Genomic DNA, 9,900 nt, shown 5'->3' on the forward strand with positions numbered 1-9,900 from the left:
CGCTTCAGGCTTTCGTCGTCGTCACGAGCATGTCGACGCCCTCACGATAAATCGATCGCACATCCGCGAAGCCGGGAGCGCGCATTGCCGACAGGGTTTCCGAAGAATGCGTGAGGCGATCCGCGGATTCGTCGCTGAACAAATGCACGATCCAATCCTCGAGGAGATCGTCGCGATTCGCCTCGCCGAAGACTTTGAACCAGTTGCGGATGTCCGTCTGGGTGGCGGCGGGCTGAAGGTCGTGATCGTCCAGCGCGAAGCGATCGCCGTTGATGAACAAGCCGCCCGGCTCGAGGACCCTCATCCTATGTTTGTTTGCAGCCGTCAAGCTCGCGACCGCCTCCTCATCTACTGGGGACGAAGCTCCGCGCAGCGGTCTCTCGACAACGGCAGAGCCCGCGACCCGTCTGCTTGTCCCTCCCGGCGGCAACGCTAGTTCTTTCGCAGGCGCCTCGAACGGAGCATGCTTTCTCGGCGGAAGGTCATGCTCCGCGACGCGACGACGGCCAGATATTCCGGGAGCGTCATGCAGGGATTGACGAGCCTCGAGGCGCGGAGCCGCCTCGCTGAATTCGGACCGAACACGTTACCAGAAGCGCGACCGCCTTCCTTCGTGGCGGTCTTCCTCAGACAGTTTCTCAGTCCGCTGATTTACATTCTCGTGGCCGCCGCCATTGTCGCGATGGTGGTTGGAGACGCAAAGGACGCCGTCTTTATCGGCGTCGTCCTGCTGATCAACGGGATCATTGGCGCGGTTCAGGAATACTCTGCCGGCCAGGCTGCGGCTGCGTTGCGCGCGCAGGACCAGCCGCAGGCGCTCGTCCTGCGCGACGGCGTTCAGCAGGAGATCGAGGCGCGCGACCTCGTGCCGGGCGATGTCGTGTTGCTCGAAGCCGGCCGCCGCGTGCCTGCCGACATGCGGCTGATCGAAGCCGTCGACTTGCGTTGCGATGAATCTCTGCTGACGGGCGAGTCGGCGCCGGTCAAGAAAACCGGGGCGGCGAACGCCAAGGAGACCGCACGCGAGGGCAGGGCCTTCGCGGGGGCGATGGTGACGCGCGGGCGTGGAACCGGCGAGGTGACAGGGACAGGGCTCGCGACAGAGGTCGGCAAGATCGCCGGGGAGCTCGTCAGACCATCGGTTTCGCAGCCGCCGCTCGTCATCCGCATGGAGCGGTTTTCGCAGCTCGTCGCCATTCTCGTCGCCATGGCCGTCGGCGTCCTGATGGTCGTCGGCTATTTGCGCCATATGGGGTTCGTCGAGCTCTTCATGATGGCGGTGGGCCTTGCCGTCGCAGCCATTCCCGAAGGGCTGCCGGTTGCGATCGCCGTGGCGCTGGCGATCGGCATGCGGCGCATGGCCAAGTCCAATGTGATCGTGCGCAAGATGGCGGCGGTGGAGTCGCTCGGCTCCTGCACCATGATCGCCACGGATAAGACTGGCACGCTGACGCGCAACGAACTCACCGTCACCCAAATCGCGCTGCCGGACGGCTCAGCTCTGTCCCTGCAGTCGGGCGAGGGACTCGACTCCTACTCTTTTCGCGGCGCGACGCGCAACGAACAAGCCGATCTTCTCCTGGCGGCCCTGCTGCGCGCGGCGGCGCTGCCCAACGAGGCGGAGATCCGGCGCGAGAAGGAGGAGATCAGGGGCGTGGGCGACACGGTCGACGTCGCTTTGCTGGTCGCCGCGCATCGAAGCGGCGTCGTGCATGAGGAGCTGAGGGCGCGCTATCCGCTGGTGAAGCGCATTCCCTACGAACCGGACCTCAAATATGCGGCGTCGTTTCACCGTCACGAGGAAAAGCGCGCCGTCTTCGCTTTTGCGAAAGGCGCGCCGGAGACGCTGATCGCCATGGCCAGCCGCATGGATGTCGGCGGCGCGCTCGCTCCGATCGATCGGGAGGCGCTCTGGCGCCAGAAGGACGAGATGTCGGCGAAGGGACTGCGCGTTCTGGCCTTCGCCGAGGGCGAGGTGACGCCGGAGCCGCAGCACGGCTATGGCGCGAGCCATCTTCAAAATCTCGTCTTCCTCGGCATGGTCGGCATGCAGGATCCGCTGCGTCCGGAAGTGCGGCAAGCTATTGCAGAGTGCCGCGACGCGGGCATTGCGGTGGCGATGGTCACGGGCGACGCGCCCGGCACCGCCGCCGCCATCGCCAAGGACGCGGGCATGGTCTTTTCAGACGATCAGATCGTGACGGGCGAAGAAGTGAAGCGCGCCGAGGAAGCCGGCGAGGCGGCGCTCGATTCTCTGACCGGCCGCGCCCGCATATACGCCCGCGTCGAGCCGATCCAGAAGCTCGCGATCGTCCTGTCGCTGGCGCGCAACGGCCATTTCGTCGCAGTGACGGGTGACGGCGTCAACGACGCGCCGGCGCTCAAGCACGCGCATGTCGGCGTCGCCATGGGCAGGCAAGGCACCGATGTCGCCAAGGAAAGCGCCGACATCATTATCGCGGACGACAATTTCGCCTCGATCGTGCGCGGCGTGCTGGAGGGCCGCGTCGCCTACGCCAACATCCGAAAAGTCATCTTCCTTCTCGTTTCGACCGGCGCGGCCGAGCTGCTGCTGTTTCTGCTGACCATTCCCTTTGGCCTGCCCATGCCGCTACTGCCCGTGCAGCTCTTGTGGCTCAACCTGGTCACCAATGGCGTTCAGCACATCGCGCTGGCCGCCGAAAAGCCCGAAGGCGACGAACTGACCTATCCGCCGCGCAAGCCGCAGGAGCCGATCTTCGACCGGGTGATGATCATCCGTAACGTCTATTCGGCGTTCGTCATGGCCGGCGTCGGCTTTGCCTTGCTCTACTGGCTCATCGAGCATGGCTACGCCACGGACAGCGCGCGCAATCTGCTGCTCCTGCTCTTCGTCGTCTTCGAGAATTTCCAGGCGCTGAACGCGCGCTCGGAACATCACTCGCTTTTCTATAAGGGCCTCTTTTCGAGTCCGCTGCTCGTCGCAAGCGTGATCGGCGCGCAAGTCATCCATCTTCTGGCGGCGCATTTGCCCGTCCTCGCCGATACGCTGCGGATCGAGCCGCCGACGCTTGCCGAGTGGGGGGCGCTTCTCGCCTTGGGCGCCTCGCTGTTCGTGGTCATGGAGCTCGAAAAATGGTGGGGCGAGCGCCGCAAGCTCGCCAAGGCGCCACCCGAGGTCGCGGCCGCCGACGCGGGACTCGCCCGCCGGTATGCGCCCATTGCGGCGGGCCTCCTTCTCGTCGTCGCGGCCGGCGGGACGCTCTATTGGCAGGCCACGCGCGAGAGCGCGCGCGACGAGCTGGCGACAATCGACCGCGGTGGGCGCGACCGGACTGCCGATGCGGAGCGCGTCGCCGTTCCGCCGCCGATCGAGGCGTCCGCGCCGGTCTCGGGGAGAATTGAGGCGGTCGCATGCCACGACGGCGCTCTGGTCGAGGCGGGAAGCGTCTGCGCCCGAGTCATTCCGCCCGATCTCGAGGAAGAACTCGCGCGTGCGCGCAAGGCGCTGACAGTCGCCCAGGCTGCGCAGGGCAAGGCGGAGACCGGGCTGGCACGCGCCAAGGCGGCCTATGACAGCGCCGTGAGCCGGCGCGCGTCCAACGCCGCAGCCAGGGCCAATGCCCGCGCCGCGGCGGCGCGCGCGGAAGCCCGCCTGGCGCGAGTCCGGGCGGAGATCACCCGGCGCGAGGAGGCGCTGCGTGCGACGCTTGAGAGGGGCGCGCCACTGACGGCGCCCAGCGCCGGCACCGTCCGCGACAGCCGTCTCGAGCATGGCAAGCAGGTGCAGGCTGGAGAGGCGTTGCTCCAAATCGTGCCTGCCAGATAAGCCGCGCCACGCGCCTTGGCGCGTTGGGCGGCGCTCCGCTTTGTCCTGACAAATACGCCCGCCGGCCGTCGAGCAACTGGCTCTTCCCGCCGGCACGTAGACCGGTAGGCAGAGTCAATGAAAGCAAGTTGCCTGTGTGAGCATCGAAATATACCGAGGTTGCGACCGCCTTGTCGCCGATGTCGGGTGACGAAAGCACGCAATATTCATAAAGGTCCCGACTGCGCAGAATGTAGAGCGCAAGCGGGCATTCGATTCCAAAAACGTCTTCACGCGCTCGTTGCGCCATGGGCCGTTCGCCGGTCGCTTGCGCTTCTTCCCGTTCGAGCGGTTTGCGACTCTCCTCGCGCGACGGTGGGACCGGTTGCGCCCAGGCAGGCGGTTTATAGTCTAAGCAAAGCGTATAATTGTTTCCGTTGTTTCTACATTATTCGGCAAATGCTTCGCGCACTGAAATGCGTCTGGTGAAGACACATTCACGCCGCAATCTCTACGAAAACATGCCTGACTGAATCTGTCCGACGCGAGACGCAATTATGAAGCTACGGAATAAGACCGCGGTCGGTGTAGCGATTGGTGGCTTTCTCACAGCCACGAATGGAAACGCTGCACAAAGCCCAAACGACATCGAAGCACGCCTGCATGCGCTCGAAGCGCGCGTCGCCAAGCTACGGCCGCTCGAGGCGGAGATCGCCAAATTGCGTCGTGAGGCGCGCGAAGCGAAGGAACAGGCTCGGCAGGCCGCGAGCCAAGCAGGCAATGTCGCCAACGCCGGAACGGTCAAAGGGCCGCCCGGCCCGCCTCCGCCTCCCGTCTTTGTATCCTTCCGAAATGGTCTCTACGCCGAGACCGAGGACAAGGCTTATAGCTTCAAGATTGGCGGCCGGATGCAGTTCGACGGCGGCGGGGCGACGCAGCCGCTCAACGGTTGGGACGGCCAGGCAGGCGTGCGGCAGGTGCGTCTCGAAATCGAAGGAAAGGCGGCGAAATACTGGTTTTATAAGCTGCAGTACGATTTCGCCGGCTCCCAATATGGCACGCCATTCAACGCGCCGGTCCAAGGGGGCATTCGCGACTTCTATATCGCGTTCCAACATCCGATGCTCAGCTTGCCGTTCACAAAAGACCCGGCGTTTATCCATGTGGGAAGCTACTTCGAACCCTTCAGTCTCGAGTTTACATCTTCATCTCGATTCCGAGACTTCATCGAACGGGCCATGCCGGTCGAAACATTCGCGCCCAGTCGTCATCTTGGCGCGGCGATCGGCGCATATGGCGGCAATTGGTCGGCGAAGGGAGGCATCTTCACCACGAGCTTCGAAGACCTCAATACCAATCCTGCGGTTGGAACCCCCGCTGTGATCGGCGTTCCAGCCAAGGCGGGGTGGGTCCCAACGGGAGGGGGACAATATTTCGAACTCTCCGGCCGCATGACTTATGCGCCGATCATGACCGAGCATGATCTTCTGCACGTCGGGATATCGGGGCGTTATCACCAACCGAACAATGCGACGGGGCTTTCGGATGATCGTGCGCTCAGAGTCGGCAATCGAATTCGCTCGGAGGCCTATATGCTCAATCAAGGGCTGCTGGGGACCCCGGATCTCTCCTGCGGCTCGGTCGCCTTCCCGTTCGGCGCGACGGCCGTTTCCGGACACTGCGTCAAAAACATCGAGACATTCGGGGTCGAGCTGTCCGCGGCTCATGGGCCTTTTTCGGTGCAGGCGGAGTATTTCGGCCAGTTCGTCAATCGCAACGCGACCAATATCCTCCTCTCGCGTCTGGCGGGCGCCTTCGCCCCGGGAGGCGCTTCGCAGTATTTTAGCGGCTACTATGTTTACGGCCAATGGTATCTCACCGGCGAGGAGCGCGCGGCCGCGTATAACGTCAGTGACAAACTCGGCGCGAATTTCACCCAGATAAAGATCAAGCACCCGCTGAGTGAAGGTGGCTTTGGCGCGATAGGCGTCGCGGCGCGCTACAGCGAGGTCAATTTGAATAGCGGGCCATTCTCTGGGTCTGGCCTCTACAATATGCTGGCTTACACGACGTCAATTGCGCCTAATCCCACGGCGACCGCAGCCATCGCCAACGCGGGTGTGGTAGGCGGGCGCCAGGAGAATGTGACCTTGGGGCTCAACTGGTATCCCGATAACGGCCTTCATTTCCAGTTCAACTGGGTTCACGTCCTGCATGCGTCCGCGCCCTTGAACGATTACGCTTTCTTCACATCGGGCGTGCCCGCCCGTCAGGGACCATATATGAATGGGGCTCACCCGAACCTCTTTGAAGCGCGCGCCCAGGTTTATTGGTAAAAGTGCGGCCGTTTCGGCCCGTTCTGTAATACGCGATCCGCTCGAATGGTTCGTCGCCACTCTCGACGCTCTCGTCGCGAGCGATCGGGAATCCAGAGCAAGCCAGCGTTTTTGCGGCTCTGGATTCCCGGTCGTGATCAGGATCGTATTTCGGAGTCTTCCAGGGCCTCTTCAACCTCCGCCTGGTGAGCGGGCGTGTGCAAGGCCGCCTCGTCCTTAGGTAGAAGATGGCGGGGCAAATAAAACTTGTTTGCGATGAGTGTTGGAAGCAAAGCGGTTCCTATGATCGCGGCAACCAGGGTTGAATATTGCGCGTCATCGATAATCTTGTTGGAAAGGCCAAAGAGCGCCGATATCGTCCCGAAAGTCAGTCCTGACGCCATCAGCAAGGTCGTGTACATAGCGTCCTTGTGCGGCGCGTTGAATGCTCTCGCTACAGGGTAGACGCTGACGATCTTGGCGCCGATCTCGACGATAAGAAGCGCGACGACGCCGAAGGGCGCCATGAGCACCGTCGGGATGGACACGAAGTAGCCGGCGCGGACGAAATAAAACGGCGTCAATAATCCATTGGTGATCGCACGAAGACGCTTGACCAAGGCGGCATCGCGCCCAACGCTCCCCGCAAGCGCCATCCCGATCAGATAGGCGGGGAGCACCGCTTCGCTGCCTGCCCAGACGGCGAGCGCGCCAAGGCCCATCAGGCAAAAGAGCAAGAATTTGGCTTCGAATTCCGACGGCTTGCCGCCAAAAATCGCATAAGCGCGCGGCGTTATTTTTGGCAGGCCGACAAAGGCGCCGCCGAGGGCAAGAACGAACGCCAGCGTCTTCCAGGTGAAGGGGGCGAAGACGAGCCCGAGGGTGATGACGGTTCCAAGGTCGGTGATGAAACAAGCGGCAAGGATCGTCTTGCCATATTCGACCCGGTTGAAGCCGTATTCCATCATGACCGTATAAACGACGGCGACGGAGGTCGCCGCCAAGGCGATGCCGGCGAGAAGCGCGGGCGCGCTTTCCCAACCAAGAAGATAATGGGCGGCCGCCCAACACCCTATTGCTGGCAGCAAAAAGCTCGCCGCGCCGATGGCCGCCGCCTCCCGCCACTTCATTTTGAAGACGTCGGGGTCGAGTTCCGCCCCGGCAAGAAACGTCAGCAATATAGCGCCGATGCCGGCGAACGCCTTGACCCATGGCTCCTGGACCGAGAAGGCGCCGTAATAGCCGAGGGCGCCGAGCGCGGAGCCGGCAACCATGCCCACGACAATTTCCACAAGCGCCGTCGAGAAGCGATAACGGTGCGCGATGACGCTTGCGACAAGCGCTAAAGCGAAAACCAATGCGACTTGAGCCCAAATCCCTGCCATAACGTCCCCCGTGGTGTTTTATCGCGCGGCAAAGCGCTTGGTTTTCTTGGATTGCAGAGCCGCGGCAAACCCGAGGTCGGTCCCTGCCGCTGCGCCAAATAAAATCATTGGAAGCACCGCTTGCGCGCAAATGCGCCAATACCGAAGCCTGCCTGGTAATTTAGAAAGCTCAGCTCAGTGTGCGCTGGCCTCCCTTTCCATGACGCACCGGCCATCCCCTTCGTTTACGTCGCGCACGATATTCTTCTTGACGATCTCATCCGCGCGAGTCTTCGCTTCAGCAAGATCCTTATTGAATATCCCGGTCGTATATTCGCTCGTCGAGGTTTTGACGGTGGAGGCGGCGAGCGGCGCGGGCTCCGCGCCGACGTTGATCGATGTGACGGTCGAAAGGCCCGGACGCAACGGGGTCTTCTTGAGTTCGTCGGGATCGATCGCAATGCGGACGGGCACGCGCTGGACAATGCGGATGAAGTTGCCGGTTGCGTTATCGGGCGGCAAGGTGGCGAAAACGCTGCCGGAGCCCGGCACGAGGCCCTCGACGGTCCCGTGGAAAATCGCGCTCGACCCGTAGAGATCGACTTTAATTACGGCTTCCTGGCCGGGGCGTACCCGCGCCATGCGGTTTTCCCACAAATTGGCCTCGACCCAAAGATGGTCGAGGGGCACAATGTTGAGAATCTGGTCGCCGGGCCGCACGCGCTGCCCGACTTGAACCCGCCGCTTGGCGACATAGCCAGTCGTTGGCGCTCGAATGCTCTGGCGCAGGAACTCGATATAAGCGTCGTTGAAGCGCGCCTTCGCAAGCTCGACATCGGGGTGCGTCGTTGGCGTCACGCCGCCAAGCCGCGACTCCATCGCCTGATATTCCGCACGGGCTTCCCGCAGATCAGCGTCCTGCGCGGCGAGCGTATCTTCGGTATTCTGCAAAATCTGACGGGAGGCGGCGCCGCTCGCCGCCGCCTGCTTATAGCGCGCAAGATCATGGATCGTTCGCTCGCGAACGGCGGCGCGCGCCGTGACCTTCTGGCAGATTTGCCGGCGGTTGGCGAACAACGCCCCAACATTTCGCACGGCGCGACCAAGCTCTGCTTCAGCCTGGGCCAGCGCAGCGCGCGCCCGCTGCTCGTCGAGCTGAACGAGCACGTCGCCTTCCTTCACGAGTTGGGTTTCTTCGGCGAGGACCTTTGCGACGACGCCGGTCGCGTCGGCCTGCACCGGAAGAATGTTACCGCTGACAAAAGCATTGTCGGTCGTCACCCAGTCCCGGTCGTAGGTCAGATAGCGATAGGCGACGGCCAACACGCCAACGACGACTCCGATCGCCACCGCCTTCAGCAAGAAATTGCGGCGCGCGCGTATGCTTTTGCGGGAGAGCGGGGCGTCTGTCTGTTCCGCGTTCAAAATCAGCCTCCTCCAAGCGATTGGACGACATCGACGACCGGGGTGATCGGATCGGTCTCCGGCGCAGGCCTCGGCTCATGGGCTTGCGGGCCAGCGTCATAGCCGCCGCCGAGAGCCTGAAACAAATCCACCGTTGCGATGAGTCGGTCGCCTTCGATGCCGCGCTGGATAAAGACGGCGTCCAGCATGTCGGCGTGTTGCTGGATGAATTCACGCCGATCCTGCAGGCCGCCGCCTAGCCGGATGCGCGCAAGCTCGACCTCGGCGCGTCGCGCCCGGATAAAGCGCCCCTGCGACTCGTGCTCCGCCCTTGCGCGCTTCAGCGTGGCGAGCGCGTCGGCGACCTGCTGCGCGGCGGTGAGCAGCGTCTCATTGTAGGCGTCGACCGCCTGGTCGTAATCGGCGCGCTGGGATTCGAGATTGCCGGTGAGCTTGCCGCCCTGGAAGATCGGCAGATGCAGTCCGGGCGTGACGCTGTAGACCATGGCGCCCGGGTTGAACAAATAGCCGCCAAGCTTTGCGAATTGCGTCGAGGTGACCGAGGCCTCGAGCCCCGCCGAGACCGACAGATCGATCGAGGGCAAAAACATGGCTTTGGCGGCGTGAATGCGTTCGGCCCAGGCTTCCGCGCGACGTAGCGCCGCCATGAGATCCGGGCGGTGGGCCAGCAATTCGATCGGGAGTTTACTCGGGAGAGCGGGCTGCGCCGGCGCAACGCTTTTTCTCCGAGCGAATAGACCGCGCGCAACGTCCGGCCCCTCGCCCATCAGGCGCGCGAGCGCGTTCTCCTGAATCTCGATCGCCGCCGTCAATGCGGCCTCGCGGCGGACGGCCGCCTCTTCATTGCTCCGCGCCAGTTGGACGATGTCGAGGATTTCGATGCCGGTTTGGTAACGCGTCTCGGCGAGCTGACGCAGCTCGCGGCGCAAGCCCGTCAGTTCCTTGGCGAGCTTGAGTTGCTCCGCCAGAATATAGCCGCGCAGATAGGCGCGGGCGACGCTTGTCGTCA

6 protein-coding genes are annotated in these 9,900 nt (G+C 63.1%); 2 read left to right on the forward strand and 4 right to left on the reverse strand.

The features are described 5' to 3' along the window. Positions 1-4 precede the first annotated feature (4 nt). Positions 5-304 (reverse strand): hypothetical protein, encoded by a 300-nt coding sequence (locus QNA11_RS19795; RefSeq protein ID WP_283484477.1) that lies wholly within the window; start codon positions 302-304, stop codon positions 5-7. A gap of 180 nt (positions 305-484) precedes the next feature. Between QNA11_RS19795 and QNA11_RS19800 the strand changes: the two genes are divergently transcribed. Together QNA11_RS19800 and QNA11_RS19805 are read left to right on the forward strand one after the other, a co-directional pair. Continuing rightward, positions 485-3,808, forward strand: coding sequence for an HAD-IC family P-type ATPase (locus QNA11_RS19800; protein WP_413661922.1), 3,324 nt, complete (start codon positions 485-487; stop codon positions 3,806-3,808). A 536-nt stretch (positions 3,809-4,344) separates the two neighbouring features. Next, positions 4,345-6,123: a porin gene (locus QNA11_RS19805; protein ID WP_283484478.1), complete on the forward strand. Its 1,779-nt coding sequence runs from the start codon at positions 4,345-4,347 to the stop codon at positions 6,121-6,123. Positions 6,124-6,260: 137 nt separating this feature from the next. On the opposite strand, the gene QNA11_RS19810 is transcribed toward QNA11_RS19805, so the two are convergent. The 3 genes from QNA11_RS19810 to QNA11_RS19820 all read right to left on the reverse strand — a co-directional run. After that, positions 6,261-7,487 carry a cation:proton antiporter gene (locus QNA11_RS19810; RefSeq protein WP_283484479.1) on the reverse strand — a complete coding sequence of 409 codons (1,227 nt, stop codon included), beginning with the start codon at positions 7,485-7,487 and terminating at the stop codon, positions 6,261-6,263. Between the two features lie 174 nt (positions 7,488-7,661). After that, complete coding sequence (locus tag QNA11_RS19815; protein ID WP_281932228.1) at positions 7,662-8,891, reverse strand: HlyD family secretion protein; 1,230 nt, start codon at positions 8,889-8,891, stop codon at positions 7,662-7,664. Positions 8,892-8,893: 2 nt separating this feature from the next. Further along, positions 8,894-9,900 (reverse strand): TolC family protein (locus QNA11_RS19820; RefSeq protein WP_283484480.1); only part of this gene is annotated, 1,007 nt, incomplete at its 5' end.

It is taken from the genome of Methylocystis sp. JR02, assembly GCF_030063565.1.
Lineage (GTDB): Bacteria > Pseudomonadota > Alphaproteobacteria > Rhizobiales > Beijerinckiaceae > Methylocystis > Methylocystis iwaonis.